This window comes from Sphingomonas sp. S1-29 (genome assembly GCF_026167545.1).
Lineage (GTDB): Bacteria > Pseudomonadota > Alphaproteobacteria > Sphingomonadales > Sphingomonadaceae > Sphingomonas.
This window is the reverse complement of the sequence record NZ_CP110678.1, coordinates 1,613,288-1,627,859: the sequence shown is the minus strand read 5'-3', so window position 1 is coordinate 1,627,859 and position 14,572 is coordinate 1,613,288. Positions and strand designations below refer to the sequence as shown.

At 66.7% G+C, this 14,572-nt stretch carries 12 protein-coding genes; 4 read left to right on the top strand and 8 right to left on the bottom strand.

Annotation, left to right across the window (positions count from 1 at the left end; genetic code table 11):
• Window positions 1-54 precede the first annotated feature (54 nt).
• The 4 genes from OKW76_RS07725 to OKW76_RS07710 all read left to right on the top strand — a co-directional run bounded on the left by OKW76_RS07725 (window position 55) and on the right by OKW76_RS07710 (window position 6,539).
• Entirely contained in the window at window positions 55-894 is an 840-nt protein-coding gene (locus tag OKW76_RS07725) for a glycine--tRNA ligase subunit alpha (protein ID WP_265552838.1), read from the top strand.
• 117 nt (window positions 895-1,011) lie between these two features.
• Window positions 1,012-3,621 (top strand): glycine--tRNA ligase subunit beta, encoded by a 2,610-nt coding sequence (gene glyS / locus OKW76_RS07720; protein WP_265552597.1) that lies wholly within the window; start codon window positions 1,012-1,014, stop codon window positions 3,619-3,621.
• A 75-nt stretch (window positions 3,622-3,696) separates the two neighbouring features.
• Window positions 3,697-6,357: a pyruvate, phosphate dikinase gene (gene ppdK, locus OKW76_RS07715; RefSeq protein ID WP_265552594.1), complete on the top strand. Its 2,661-nt coding sequence runs from the start codon at window positions 3,697-3,699 to the stop codon at window positions 6,355-6,357.
• Entirely contained in the window at window positions 6,354-6,539 is a 186-nt protein-coding gene (locus tag OKW76_RS07710) for a hypothetical protein (protein WP_265552593.1), read from the top strand. Before ppdK ends, OKW76_RS07710 begins: the two co-directional genes overlap by 4 nt.
• A gap of 212 nt (window positions 6,540-6,751) precedes the next feature.
• Here the strand turns inward: OKW76_RS07710 and OKW76_RS07705 are convergent, their stop codons facing one another.
• The 8 genes from OKW76_RS07705 to OKW76_RS07670 all read right to left on the bottom strand — a co-directional run bounded on the left by OKW76_RS07705 (window position 6,752) and on the right by OKW76_RS07670 (window position 14,554).
• Window positions 6,752-7,279 carry a hypothetical protein gene (locus OKW76_RS07705; protein ID WP_265552591.1) on the bottom strand — a complete coding sequence of 176 codons (528 nt, stop codon included), beginning with the start codon at window positions 7,277-7,279 and terminating at the stop codon, window positions 6,752-6,754.
• Between the two features lie 110 nt (window positions 7,280-7,389).
• Window positions 7,390-8,382, bottom strand: a complete 993-nt coding sequence (locus OKW76_RS07700) for a type II secretion system F family protein (RefSeq protein WP_265552589.1) — start codon at window positions 8,380-8,382, stop codon at window positions 7,390-7,392.
• A 31-nt stretch (window positions 8,383-8,413) separates the two neighbouring features.
• Window positions 8,414-9,373, bottom strand: a complete 960-nt coding sequence (locus OKW76_RS07695; protein WP_265552587.1) for a type II secretion system F family protein — start codon at window positions 9,371-9,373, stop codon at window positions 8,414-8,416.
• A gap of 74 nt (window positions 9,374-9,447) precedes the next feature.
• Window positions 9,448-10,746, bottom strand: a complete 1,299-nt coding sequence (locus OKW76_RS07690) for an AAA family ATPase (protein WP_265552585.1) — start codon at window positions 10,744-10,746, stop codon at window positions 9,448-9,450.
• Window position 10,747: 1 nt separating this feature from the next.
• The gene (locus tag OKW76_RS07685) at window positions 10,748-11,389 is read right to left on the bottom strand and encodes a CpaD family pilus assembly lipoprotein (RefSeq protein ID WP_265552836.1); all 642 of its coding nucleotides are present in this window, start codon (window positions 11,387-11,389) and stop codon (window positions 10,748-10,750) included.
• A 23-nt stretch (window positions 11,390-11,412) separates the two neighbouring features.
• On the bottom strand, window positions 11,413-12,987 hold the full coding sequence (locus OKW76_RS07680; protein WP_265552583.1) for a type II and III secretion system protein family protein: 1,575 nt from the start codon (window positions 12,985-12,987) through the stop codon (window positions 11,413-11,415).
• A 1-nt stretch (window position 12,988) separates the two neighbouring features.
• Window positions 12,989-14,032, bottom strand: a complete 1,044-nt coding sequence (gene cpaB / locus OKW76_RS07675; RefSeq protein ID WP_265552581.1) for a Flp pilus assembly protein CpaB — start codon at window positions 14,030-14,032, stop codon at window positions 12,989-12,991.
• A 51-nt stretch (window positions 14,033-14,083) separates the two neighbouring features.
• Complete coding sequence (locus OKW76_RS07670; protein WP_265552579.1) at window positions 14,084-14,554, bottom strand: A24 family peptidase; 471 nt, start codon at window positions 14,552-14,554, stop codon at window positions 14,084-14,086.
• Window positions 14,555-14,572 lie beyond the last annotated feature (18 nt).

The window sequence follows — 14,572 nt, the reverse complement described above, 5'->3', positions numbered from 1 at the left end:
CGCACCCGCGAAGGCCCGAATTTGTCCGACGAAAAGCCGCTCAGCTTCCAGCGAATGATCCTCACGCTCCACGACTATTGGAGCGCGCGCGGGTGCCTGATCCTCCAGCCCTACGACATGGAAATGGGCGCGGGCACCTTCCACACCGCGACGACGCTGCGCGCGCTCGGCCCCAATCCGTGGAACGCCGCCTTCGTTCAGCCCTGCCGCCGCCCGACCGATGGCCGCTATGGCGAGAACCCCAACCGGCTGCAGCATTATTACCAATATCAGGTGATCCTGAAGCCTTCGCCCGCCGATCTGCAGGAACTGTACCTCGGCAGCCTCGCGGCGATCGGCATCGACATGCTCGCCCATGACATCCGCTTCGTCGAGGACGATTGGGAATCGCCGACGCTCGGCGCCTGGGGGCTCGGCTGGGAAGTCTGGTGCGACGGGATGGAAGTGACGCAGTTCACCTATTTCCAGCAAATGGGCGGCTTCGATTGCAAGCCCGTCGCGGGCGAGCTCACCTACGGGCTCGAGCGGCTGGCGATGTACATCCAGAACAAGGACAGCGTGTACGACCTCGCCTTCAACGACGAGGGCGTGAGCTATGGCGACGTCTTCCTCGAGAACGAGCGCCAGATGAGCGCCTGGAACTTCGAGGTCGCCAATACCGACAGCCTGTTCGACCAGTTCCGCAAGCACGCCGCCGAATGCGAAAATGCGCTCAGCCGCGACCTCCCGATCCCGGCGTATGAACAGGCGATCAAGGCGAGCCACGTCTTCAACCTGTTGCAGGCGCGCGGAGTGATCTCGGTCGCCGAACGCCAGGCCTATATGGGCCGGGTGCGCGATCTCGCGAAGGGCGCGTGTGCTGCGTACATGGCCAAGAACGGGTGGGCGGCGTGATGGGCAAGCGTCTCCTTGTGCCCGTCATCCCAGCAAAAGCTGGGATCTCCCTGATGTATAGCGCGCGCTTGCCGCACGAGACCCCAGCCTTCGCTGGGGTGACGAAAGGTGCCGCCCGTGGCTGATTTCCTCCTCGAACTCCGCTCCGAAGAAATCCCCGCGCGGATGCAGGACAAGGCGCGTGCCGATCTCGAACGGCTGTTCGCCGCCGAGCTCGCCAAGGCCGGCCTCGCCCCCGGTTCAATCGAAACCTACGCCACCCCGCGCCGCCTGGCGCTGATCGCGCGCGACCTGCCGATGCAGACGCAGGCGGTGTCGGAGGAGCTGAAAGGCCCGCGCGCCGGCGCGCCGCCGCAGGCGCTCGAAGGCTTCCTGCGCAAGACCGGCCTCACCGCCGATCAGCTCGAAGATCGCGGCGGCGTGTTGTTCGCGGTCATCGAAAAGCCCGGCCGCGCGACCGCCGAGGTGCTGGCGGCGGCGATCCCCGCCATCGTCCGCGGCTTCCCTTGGCCCAAATCAATGCGCTGGGGCGATGCTTCGGCCAGCACCGAATCCTTGCGCTGGGTCCGCCCGCTGCAGGGCATCGTCGCGATCCTCGGCCAGGATCTGGTCGAATGCGAAGTCGCGGGCATCCGATCGGGCTACACCACCGTCGGCCACCGCTTCCACAGCCCGCACGAAATCACGCTGGGCGGCGCGGGCGACTATGTCGAAAAGCTGCGGATGGCGCATGTGCTGGTCGACCAGGACGAACGCCGCGCGATCATCCGCGACAAGGCGGCCAAGCTCGCCGCCGACGCCGGGCTGGCGCTGATCGAGGACGAAGGGCTGGTCGCCGAGAACGCCGGGCTGACCGAATGGCCGGTGCCGCTGCTGGGCCGCTTCGACGAAGCCTTTCTCGACGTGCCGGCGGAAGTGATCCAGCTAACCGCGCGGGTGAACCAGAAATATTTCGTCTGCGCCGGCGCCGAGGGGCGGCTGGCCAACGCCTTCGTCTGCGTCGCCAACATCGCCGCGCGCGACGGCGGCGCGCGGATCGTCGAGGGCAACCAGAAAGTGCTCGCCGCGCGGTTGAGCGATGCGCGCTTCTTCTACGAGACCGACCTGAAGGTCGCGCTCGAGGAACAGGCGACGAAGCTCGAAAAGATCGTCTTCCACGAGAAGCTGGGGACGGTCGCCGACAAGGTCGACCGCGTCGCCAAGCTTGCGCGCTGGCTGGTGGAAGAGGGGATCGTAAAATCCGATCCCGCGCTTGCGCCTCCCCTCCCTGGAAGGGAGGGGCCGGGGGTGGGTCGGCCCGAGGCGGTCGACTCGGTTCCCCCACACCAACCCACCCCCAACCCCTCCCTTCCAGGGAGGGGAGAAGTGGAGCAACTCGCCGCCCTCGCCGAACGCGCGGCGCGGCTGTGCAAGGCCGACCTCGTCACCAGCATGGTCGGCGAATTCCCCGAGTTGCAGGGCGTGATGGGCGGCTATTACGCCCGCGCGCAAGGCGAAGACCCCCGCGTCGCCGACGCGATCCGCGACCATTACAAGCCGGTCGGGCAGGGCGACGACGTCCCCACTGCGCCGGTCACGGTGGCGGTGTCGCTGGCGGATAAGCTGGATACGTTGGTTAGCTTCTTCGCATCTGACGAGAAGCCTACAGGTTCGAAAGATCCTTTCGCACTGCGGCGCGCTGCTATTTCGGTCATCTTGACCTTGGCAGCCTCAAAACTCCGACTTCCGCTGCAATCGGCTGTTCGAGAAGCGATTGAAACGCTTGCTGAGCAGCGCAGTGGTGCAATTGACGCTGCTACGCTCGATGTGGCGATCGAAGGCATGACTAAGCTGCTCGGCGAGAAGGCGGCTGCTAAGATGAGGGAGAGACTGAAGGGAGTGGAAAGCCCGACCTCGTTCGACGTCTGGTTCTCCTACTACGCTTCGGAAGACAGCTTGCTCGACTTCTTCGCCGACCGCCTCAAGGTCCAGCAACGCGAAGCCGGCGTTCGCCACGACCTGATCGACGCGGTGTTCGCGCTCGGGAACGAGGACGACCTCGTTCGCCTGCTCGCACGCGTCCATGCGTTGCAGGCGTTTGTCGCCACGCCCGAGGGGACCAATTTGCTTGCAGGCTACAAGCGCGCGGCGAATATCCTGAAGAAGGAAGGGGTCGCTGCCCCCCTCCCTTCAAGGGAGGGGCCGGGGGTGGGTGGTGAGACTCACGACCGCGCCGCGAAGGACCGACCCACCCCCGACCCCTCCCTTTCAGGGAGGGGGGAATCGCTCAACGCGCCCGAACCCTTCGGCACCGAATCGACCGATCGCCACCCCGACGAACTCGCCGCGCGCGCGATCGATCACCTCGCGGGCGACGACTCGATTCCGCAGACCGGCGAGGAAGACCCGCTGGTCGAGGTCGATCAGGCGAACTTCACCCCCAGCGTCGGCGACTTCGCCCGCTCGGAGCGCGAACACGCCCCCGGCTACGCCCCCGAGCCCGCCGAAGCCGCGCTGACGCAAGCGCTCGACGCCGCCGAACCGCGCGCCGCCGCCGCGATCGCCGCCGAGGATTTCGCCGAGGCGATGACCGCGCTGGCATCGCTACGCGCGCCGATCGATGCCTTTTTCGAGACGGTGACCGTCAACGATCCCGATCCGGCCAAGCGCGCGGCGCGGCTGGCGCTGCTCGCGCGGATGCGCGACGCGGTGCATGCCGTGGCCGATTTCTCGAAGATCGACGGTTGAGATGATCGCCCCGACCTACCTTTGACCACGCTTCCGCCTCCCCAGGACGAGCAGTCACGCACAGGGAACCGACACATGACGCAGTATATCTATCGTTTCGGCGGCGGGGTTTCGGACGGGGGCAAGGGCGACAAGAACCTGCTCGGCGGCAAGGGCGCGAACCTCGCCGAAATGGCGTCGATCGGCCTGCCGGTGCCGCCGGGCTTCACGATCAGCACCGCGATGTGCACCCGCTATTATGAGGAAGGCCAGGCCTTCCCCGACAGCGTCCGCGAAGAGGTGGCGGGCGGCCTGCGGCATATCGAGGGGATCACGGGCAAGCTCTTCGGCGACCCCGCCAACCCGCTGCTCGTCTCGGTGCGATCGGGTGCGCGGGTGTCGATGCCCGGCATGATGGATACCGTCCTCAACCTCGGCCTCAACGACGCGACGGTCGAGGGGCTGGCGGCGATCTCGGCCGATCCGCGCTTCGCCTGGGACAGCTATCGCCGCTTCATCCAGATGTATGCCGATGTCGTGCTCGAGCTCGATCACGGCCGGTTCGAGGAAGCGCTCGAGATCGCCAAGGAAGACCAGGGCTTCTATCTCGACACCGAACTCAGCGCCGACGACCTGCGCAAGCTGGTCGCCGAATACAAGGCGCTGGTGCAGGAGCTGTGGGGCAAGCCCTTTCCGCAGGACGTGCATGACCAGCTTTGGGGCGCGGTCGGCGCGGTGTTCGGATCGTGGCAGTCCGAGCGCGCCAAGGTGTATCGCCGGTTGAACGACATCCCCGGCGACTGGGGCACCGCGGTCAACGTCCAGGCGATGGTGTTCGGCAATATGGGCGAGACCTCGGCCACCGGGGTAGCCTTCACCCGCGATCCTTCGACCGGCGAGAATGGCTATTATGGCGAGTTCCTGATCAACGCGCAGGGCGAGGACGTCGTCGCAGGAATCCGCACCCCGCAATATCTGACCAAGGCGGCGCGCGAAGCCGCTGGTGCCAAGCCCGCATCGATGGAAGAGGCGATGCCTGAGGTGTATGGCGAGCTCGCGCGCACCTTCGACCTGCTCGAGCGCCACTATCGCGACATGCAGGACATCGAATTCACCGTCGAAGAGGCCAAGCTCTGGATGCTCCAGACGCGCAGCGGCAAGCGCACGGCGAAGGCGGCGCTCAAGATCGCGGTCGACATGGCCGAGGAAGGCTTGATTACCGAAGAGGAAGCGGTGCTGCGCGTCGAACCCTCGGCGCTCGACCAGCTGCTCCACCCGACGCTCGACCCCGATGCCCCGCGCGATGTGCTGACCAAGGGGCTTCCCGCCTCGCCGGGGGCGGCCTCGGGTAAGGTCGTGTTCGACGCCGACACCGCCGAGCGCGCGGCGGCGAACGGCGAGGCGGTGATCCTCGTCCGCGTCGAAACGTCGCCCGAGGACATCCACGGCATGCACGCCGCCAAGGGCATCCTGACGGCGCGCGGCGGCATGACCAGCCACGCCGCGGTGGTCGCGCGCGGCATGGGGCGTCCGTGCGTGTCGGGGGCGGGGACGCTCTCGATCGTCGCCAAGGACAAGATCATGCGCTGCGGCGACCGCGAGATCCGCGAGGGCGACATCCTCACGATCGACGGGGCTACCGGTCAGGTGATGGTCGGCGCGGTCGCGACGATCCAGCCCGAGCTGGCGGGCGATTTCGGCACGCTGATGGTCTGGGCCGACAAGGTCCGGCGGCTGCGCGTGCGCACCAACGCCGAAACCCCCGACGATTGCCGCACCGCGCGCGAATTCGGTGCCGAGGGCATCGGCCTGTGCCGCACCGAGCATATGTTCTTCGAAGCCAGCCGGATCACCTCGGTCCGCCAGATGATCCTCGCCGAAAACGAGGCCGGCCGCCGCGCCGCGCTCGACAAATTGCTCCCCGAACAGCGCAGCGACTTCGCCGAGATATTCGAGGTGATGGTGGGGCTGCCCTGCACGATCCGCCTGCTCGACCCGCCGCTGCACGAATTCCTGCCGCATGAGGAAGCCGAGTTCGAGGATGTCGCCACCGCGACGGGGATCGACATCGACAAGCTCAAGCGCCGCGCGGCCGAGCTGCACGAATTCAACCCGATGCTCGGCCATCGCGGCTGCCGGCTGGGGGTGACCTATCCCGAAATCTACGAGATGCAGGCACGCGCGATCTTCATGGCCGCATGCGACGTCGCCGAGAAATCGGGCGAGGCACCGGTGCCCGAGGTGATGATCCCGCTGGTCGCCACCCGCCGCGAGCTCGAGCTGATGAAATTGGTGGTCGACAAGGCCGCCGCCGAAGTCTTCGCCGAACGCGGGCGCACGATCGAATATCTGGTCGGCACGATGATCGAGCTGCCGCGCGCGGCGCTCAAGGCCGGCGAGATCGCCGAACAGGCCGAATTCTTCAGCTTCGGCACTAACGACCTGACGCAGACGACGCTCGGCGTCAGCCGCGACGATGCCGCGCGCTTCCTGTCGGTCTATGTCGAAAAGGGCATCTACGCGCGCGACCCGTTCGTCAGCATCGATGTCGAAGGCGTCGGCGAGCTGATCGCGCTTGCCGCCGAGCGGGGCAGGGCGACCCGTCCCGATATCAAGCTCGGCATCTGCGGCGAGCATGGCGGCGACCCGGCGAGCATCGCCTTCTGCGAACAGGTCGGGCTCGATTATGTCAGCGCGTCGCCCTATCGCGTGCCGATCGCGCGGCTGGCGGCGGCACAGGCGGCGCTGCGCAAATGAAGCAGCGCCTGACCCGCCAGCGGATGGACATGGTCGGCCCGTTCCATCCGTATGTCGCGTTTGCGGCGGTGATCGTGTTCGACTTGTTGCTGATCGCGGCGATCCTGCTGGCGGTGGTGGTCACCGGCGACAAGGTCGAGGATGTGGTCGCGCCGGGTGGGCCGGAATGGGTGACGCTGTAGGGGGCTGGCTAGGCGGTGCAGCGGGTGAGCCCCGCCCCTAGCGTGGCGCCTCCTCCCCCTCCGTCGGGCGCTTCGCACCCGCCACCTCCCCCTGGCGGGGGAGGATCGTTGGCTGGCTATACCCCATCACCGTTCGTGCTGAGCTTGTCGAAGCACCGTTCTTCTAGCCACGTGCGCATCGCTTGGCGGTAGAAAGACGGCGCGTCGCCGCTTCACACGAACCGGCGTCCGTGGTCGTCGTCATGGCCTTCGCGCAGCAACGCCGCCTGTTCGCGCCATTGTTGCTGCGCGATCCGGCCGCGGCCGAAGCCCAGCCGCTGCTCGAGATCGGCTTCGCCCTCGGGGGTCAGCGCCTCGATCGCGGCATAGGTCTTGATTCCGTCCTGGCGCAGCTGCTGTTCGGTATGCTCGTCGATCCCGCGGATTCGCGACAGGTTGTCGCGCCCCCAGCCGAAGAAGCCGCCCCCGCGCGACGACGTCGCGGCAGCGGTGCCGACCCCGGCGGCGGCGACCGGCGCTACCGTCTGCGAGGCCGTCCAGCGTTCGCGGTCGCGCTCGAGCTCGGCAAGCCGGGTATCGCGGGTCGCAATCTCGTCGCGGGTCGCGCGGTGCGCGGCTTCCTCGGCGCGCAGGCGCTCCTTCCACTTGCGGCCGCCCGGATGGCTCGCCAGCCCGAACAGCCAGCCGGCGATCAGACACAGCGCCAGCACCGCGAATTGGGTCGGGGTCGAGAATAGCATGGAAAGTCCCTCCTGTTACGGAGGTCAAACGACTTGGGGGGCAGGTGCGTTCCGCGCCCCGCCCCCTAGCTTCTTCGATCAGTGCGCCGCTTCTTCGATCCGTGCGCCGCTTATTTGATCAGCGCGTCGCTGATGTCGCAGGCCGCCGGCCCCAGGATGACGATGAAGAGCACGGGCAGGATGAACAGGATCAGCGGGATCGTCATGATCGCGGGCAGTCGCGCGGCCTTTTCCTCAGCACGCATCATCCGTTCGTTGCGGAATTCGGCCGACAGCACGCGCAGCGCCGAGGCGAGCGGGGTGCCGTATTTCTCGGTCTGGATCATCGTGGTGACGACGCCCTTGATCGCGTCGAGGTTGATCCGCGCGGCAAGATTCTCGAACGCCTGGCGGCGATCGGACAGGAAGCCCAATTCGATCGCGGTCAGCTGGAATTCCTCCCCGAGCTCGGGATAGGCGCGCCCCAGTTCCTTGGCGACGCGGTGGAAGGCGGCATCGACCGTCAGGCCCGCCTCCGCGCAGATCACGAGCAGGTCGAGCGCGTCGGGCAGCCCCTTGCGGATCGCGTCGGATCGCTTGGTGATCTTGTTCTGCAGATACAGGTCGGGCGCCTTGTACGCGCCGATGAAGCTCGCCGCGACCAGGCCATAGGCCTTGAGCGGGCTCCAATCGGCAAAGCCCTCGGTGCCGTACACCCAATAGAGCATCGGCCCGCCGATCACGACCGGCAACACCATCCGCCCGAAGATCACGGCGACCGCCCAATCCTTCGATCGAATACCCGCCTGCAACAGCTTCACCTGCGCTGCCTTGAGCTGCGAATCCTGCAGCACCTTCAGCGATGACAGCACGTTGCGCATGCGGTCGGTGGTGTCGTTCTGCTGGACCAGCTTGGCGCGGCGCTTGCCGGTCGAGGCGGTGATGCCGGCCTTTAGCTGTTCGCGGCGGTTCTGCAGCGCCTTCACGCGCTTGGTCATCGGATCGCGCACTGAGGTCGCGACATAGATCGCGACCATCACCGCAAAGGCAGCGATCGCCGCCAGGAAGGTCGCGACGGTGATGACGTCGACCCCCAGGATCGTGGGACCTGCACCCGGTTCCATCAGCGCGCGCCTCTCATCGAATTGGGGCCCATCAGATTTCGAAATCGACCATCTTGGCCATGATGAACGCGCCGATGCTCATCCAGATCAGCCCGCCGCCGCCCGCGACCATCAGCCGCTCGTCGATGAAGAAATTCTGCATATACGATGCGTTGATGAACCAGATCATCCCGAAGACGATGAAGGGCAGCGACCCGACGATATAGGCCGACGCCTTGGATTCGGACGACATCGCGCGGATCTTCAGCTTCATCTGCATCCGCTTGCGCAGCACGTCGGCCAGGTTCGCGAGCGTTTCGGCAAGGTTGCCGCCGGTCTCGCGCTGGATCGCGATGGTGATGACGAAGAACTGGAATTCGGGGGTGCCGAGCCGGTCGGCGGTTTCCTGCAGCGCGACGTCCATCGTCCGGCCGATCTTCATCTTGTCGGCGACCGAACGGAATTCCTCGCCCACCGGCCCGTCGAGCTCGGCGCCCACCACCGCGATCGTTTCGGTGATCGGCAGGCCCGATCGCAGCCCGCGCACCAGCAATTCGATCGCATCGGGGAATTTGGTGTTGAACTTGTTGATTCGCCCCTTGATCGTCTTGCCGACCCAGAAATGCGGCAGCCCCGCGCCGACAAACACCCCCAGCAGCAGCGCCAGCGGCAATGGCAGCCCACGCAGCCATAATCCCAGCCCGACGACGACGAACAGCCCCAGCGTCACCATGCCATATTGACCAACGGTCCAGCTTTTTCCGGTCATCGCCAGCCGCTTCTGCAACTCGGCGGGGTTGGGCAGCAGCTTGGTCGCGGCGCGATCGAACGAGGTGGCCTTTCGCCGGTTCGAGATTCGGCGGAGCTGTGCGTCCATCAGACCACCATTGGCGACGGTGGCGTGGCGATCGCGCACCGCGGTCAGGCGGCGTGCGCTGGCGCGCGCGGTCGACGGCCCGGCGAAGGCGAACACCACCAGCGCCAGCACCGCGAACGCGCCCAGCATCACCATCAGTAGCGGCAGATACTCGGTGCCGATGGTCGCCTCCCTAGGTTCGACGCGCGATGATTATGCGCACGGCGTGTTCAATTCTTCGCCATGCGCGGCATCCGCAGGTTGAGCTTGCCCAGCAGCGATCCGCCCTTGGCACCGGGCTCGACATGAGCCTTCGTCTTGGTCTTGCCCCCAGCTTCGGCAGCCTCCACCAATTCGGTCATCGCGAGCAGCCTGCCGACCAGATCGGTGATGGGCGCGACGGTCTTCGATCCCCGCCCGGCTTCGGCGATCGACTTGCCGAGCTTGGCCGCCTGCGCGCACAATTTCTGGTCAAAGGGCACCGCCACATCGATCTTGCGCTCGATCGATGCTTCGAAATCCTTGCGCGAGATTTCGAGCGATGCCGCATGCACGCGGTTCGCAACGATGATGACCGTGGTCTGCGGCGCGTTCGTCTTGAACCACGACAGGATACGGATCGCATCGCGCGCCGCAGCCAGCGTATATTCGGTAACGATCACCACGATCTGCACGTCGGTGACGAGGTGCGGGAACTGCACCAGCATCGCGCGTGGCAGGTCGATCACCGTCGTCTCGAACGCCGTTCGTATTTCCTCCTGCAGTTGGAAGAAGGCGGTACCATCGTTCATCACCGGCGCATGGATTGGCGCCTCAGCGGACAGGACGGCCAGCTTGTCCGACGCGCGTACCATTGCGCGTTCGATGAACAGTCCGTCGATCCGGCTGGGATTCTCGATCGCGTCAGTCAGTCCGCGCCCCGGCTCGAGGTCGAGCGCGAGCGCACCGGTGCCGAAATGGATGTCGAGATCGAGCAGCGCGGTGGTGCGCCGGCCCTTGTCGCTCATCAGCCAGGCGATCGAGGTCGCCATGCTCGATGCGCCGACCCCACCGCGCGTGCCGACCACCGCAATCGCGGCATGCGCACGCTCGGTGCTCGGCTCGGTCGCCTTGGGCGCGTTGAGCATCGTCTGGACCTGCGCCAGCGTTTCGCGCAGCGCGTCGGGATTGAGCGGCTTGAGCAAATAATCGTGGATGCCGCTGGCAACCAGGTCGCGGTACAGCCGGACATCGTTCACCTGCCCGCAGGCGACCACCACGGTGCCTGGCTCGCACACCTCGGCCAGCGCGTTGATGTCGTTGAGCGGATCGCCGCTTTCGGACAGGTCGACCAGCAGGATGTGCGGGCTGGCCGACACCGACAGCGTCTGGACCGCGTTGCGCAGCCCGCCCTTGTTGACCTTTTCAGGCGCCCAGCCTTGCTCGACCGCGACGCTGCGCATCGTCTCGGCGCTGTTCTCGTCGCAGACGAACGCAACAAAGGGTTCGCGAATTACGCTGCTGCGCGAGGGGTTCCAGGGAGCGTTCATGTCAATTGCTCCCCGTGCCGCCGGTGGCAACCGCCGGCAGCGCGGCATCGGCGGGGGGCTGGCGATCGCGCAGCGCCTGGATCGGCTTGGTGGCGGTCGCGGTGTCGGTCACGTCGGCGCCGCGGCTGCCGCGCACCAGGTCTTCGGGCCGCGCGACCATTGCGGCCAGGTTGGAATTGATCCCGCAGCCGAAATTCGACCCGGTATGGGCGCCGTAATTGGGTTCGTACATGCGGCTATAGTCGGGGCACCCAGGGACTGCGGCTACCATCCGGCTGAGCACCACGCGAACGGTGCCCGGCGTCAGCGCACCGACCGTTACCGGCGCGGTATCGGCCAGCAGCAGGCCGTAGCGCGAAGCCTCGGCAGCCACCGCGGCGCGGGCGGCGGGATCGAACGCGGGCTGGTCGTCGACCGACAGACGATCGCCGTAACCCGCTTCGAGCGAGGCGAGCCAGCCCGCCAGGCGTGCGCTCTCGCCAGTCGCCAGCCCCTGGCCAGTCGACTGGACGTCGAACACATAATCGGTGCGGCTGACCACCGGCTGGTGGACCGATTCGATGCCGCGGTTGAGCGTGCCGCCGCAGCCGCCCAGCAGCATGGCGGGCAGCAGGATCGCGGCGAGGTGGAGGCGCGGATGCATCACAATGTCTCTCCCGTACCGGGTCAATTGACGCTGAAGCCGGGGGCGACGTCGCCCTTGGCCCTTTTAGGCTTGCGCCGCGGCTTTTCCTTCGGCGCGGTGGCGAACGGATCGGGCAGCGGCGCGGCGACCGGCACCTGCTGTCCGGGCAGCGCGGGACCGGCGGGCAATACCGGCACGCTCGCGCCGAAGCTGGGCGCGGCCATGGTCGGCGGCGCCATGCTCGGCTTGGGTCGTTCGCTGCCGGGGCCACCGCCGTTGAGCTGGCCCAGCAGGACGCGCTCGACATCGGTGGGCGACTGGTAGCCGTCGGTGGGCAGCGCGATCTGGTTGCCGTCAACCGGCTTCACCAGATAGGGCGTGACGACAATCACCAGTTCGGTTTCCTGCCGGCGAAAACCGTTCGAGCGGAACAGCGCGCCCAGGATCGGCAGATCGCCGATACCGGGAGTCTTTTCGATCTGGTTGTTGTGGCTGTTTTGCAGCAGCCCGCCGATCATGAAGCTCTGGCCCGAGCCTAGTTCGATCGTCGTTTCGGCGCGCCGCGTCGTCAGCGCGGGGATCTGTACGCCTTCGATGGTCACCGCGCCCGCCGACGACAGTTCGGAAACCTCGGGTCGCACGCGCAGCGAGATGCGGCCATCGGCCATCACGGTCGGGGTATAGGCAAGGCTGACGCCATATTGTTTATACTGCACCGCCACCGCGCCCAGCCCCTGGCTGATCGGGATCGGGATTTCGCCGCCCGCCAGGAAGGTCGCGGTTTCGCCCGACAGCGCGGTCAAATTGGGATTGGCGAGCGTCGTCACCTGGCCGATCGTCTCGCCCAGATCGAGCGAGGCCAGGATGTCGGTGCCGAGCAGGCGTCCGGCGATGCCCAGTGTCGAGCGCTGCGCGCCGACCGAATAGGTCGACGTCTTGGCGCCGGTGACCGGATCATAGCTGATCGTTCCGGCGTTGCCCGAATTGCTCCCGAACAGAAAACCGCCACCCGCGCGATCCGAGGTGTTGAAGCGCACCCCGATATTCTTGACGAAGCTGCGGCTCACCTCGGCGATCCGCACCTGCAAATTCACCTGCAGCGGGGTCGCGGTGCGCAGCCGCGAGACGACCTTGGTCTCCTCACCGACGAACGCCTGCACCAGCCGTTCGGCCTCGGCGCCGTCGGAGGGGTTGGCGATCGTACCAGTCAGCAGGATCAGGCCGTTCATCGGCGTCGCGGTGATGTTCGCCTCGGGCATCGCCAGGTTGAGCATGCCGCCGACGCTGTCGAAATTATTGCCGACGCGAAGGTTCGACGAATAGGCGACCTTGCCCGCCTTGGTGACGGCATAGACCGTCGTTTCCCCCGCCTTCTTGCCGAACACCCAGAATTGGGTCGGCGAGCGGACGGTGACGTCGGCGACGCCCTCGCTGGCGACGAACACGTCGGTGATCGGTTCGCGCACGGTGACCAGCTGTCCCCGCCCGGTGCTTAGCTGGAGCATTTCGCTCGGCGAGCTGACATTTTGCGCTGCGGTAGGCATCGATGCGCCGATCGCACCCGATGCGGCGGCAAGCGCCAGCGCGGTGCGCAGCGAAGAGCGGATCTTCGTCATGTTACTTCTTTCCCCCGACTTCGACTGCGGTCACCGCGGTGCCGCGCGACACGCGCACGACCGGTCCCATCGTGACCGCCGCTGGACCTTGTGCAGGTACCATCCCCGGCATCACAGGCGGCGCTGGCTGCATGTTGCCGCCAGCATTGGCTGGCGGTCGACCCGGTACGCTGCTGCGCTGGAAGCGCGAGATATCGGCGCCGGTCGATACGCTCGATCGCGCTTCGATCGGCCGCGCCGCGAGCCGCGCCAGCATCGCCTTTTCGGCGCGCGGATCGTCGGTTTCGGGCACGGTGACCTCGCCCGACGCGATTGCTTCCTCGAGTTCGGTGGCGTTGTCGGCGATCGAGCGCAGCGACAGCGACAGGTCGCCGACGGTCTGCGCGACCGCGATCTTCTCGGCGATCTTGGGGGTCACCTCGACGGTAACGGTCGAATAGGTCGAGACCACAGTCTTGCCCGCTTCGTCGGTCTGGTTGTCGACGCGCTGGTCGGTCGCCAGCACGCGCAGGTTGCGCAGCACCGTCTCCGACGCCTTGAGCGGCTCGCCATCGCCGCCCCCGGGCACCGACTGGGTCAAGATGAGATCGACGCGGTCGCCCGGAAACACGAAGCCCGCGACCGCGCTCTGCGCCGATACCGGCACGGTCACCGCGCGCATGCCCGGCCCCAACGCTGCCGCCAGGAACCCGCGGTCGCCGGGGCGCACCAGCGACCCTTGCGCGATTGGCTGGCCCGCGGGCACCGCGAAGCGGACGACCGTGCCCTGCAGCGCCCGCAGGTCGACCTTGCCCTCCAAATGATAGGCGTTCTGGATCAGCTCTTCGGGCCAGGGCTGGAACTTCATCGATTCGGGCCCCAGGATCGTTCCCACCGGCAACGCCCGCGTGGCGACCAACACCTTGACGCTGCTTACTGGCGCTGCCTGCACCTGCGCGCCGGCGACCGGCGCCGCGCTGCCCTGCATCAGCGTCCGTGCCATGAACGCGGTGATCGCCGCGATGACGAGCGCGCCCACCAGGAGAATGATCTTCCGTCCATCCATGACAGTTCAGGCCTTTTTCAGATGCGGGCCGGTTGTCCCGGCATCGCGTAGTCAACCAAAATGGTTAAAGAGTGGTTCGCCTAACGTGAGCAGCGCGGCACAGGCGATCGCGACGCCATACGGTATCTCGGGCTGGCCGGCGTTGTTGCGCCGCCTGTGGTCGATCAGCATCACCAGCGTCAGCGCGCCGCCGACCAGCGACATCACCACCAGCAGCCACAACAGCGAATGCAGCGGAAACCAGAGCGCCAGCGCGGCGATCATCTTGACGTCGCCGCCCCCCATCATGCCGGCAGCGAACGCCGCGGCGAACAGGCCGAAGACCAGCAGCGCGACGCCCAGCTGGATCGCCATGCCGGGCCACACCGGCAGCCCGATCGCGATCCACCACAAGGGCGCCATCAGCGCGATCGCGGCGTTCTTCCAATTGGCGATCTCGCGCTTGCGCACGTCTTCGATCCCGGCCGAAACCAGCAATGCGGCCAGCGCGATCGGCAGCCCCCAAGCGAAAACATCCCCCATGTCGCCTATTCCCTAGAC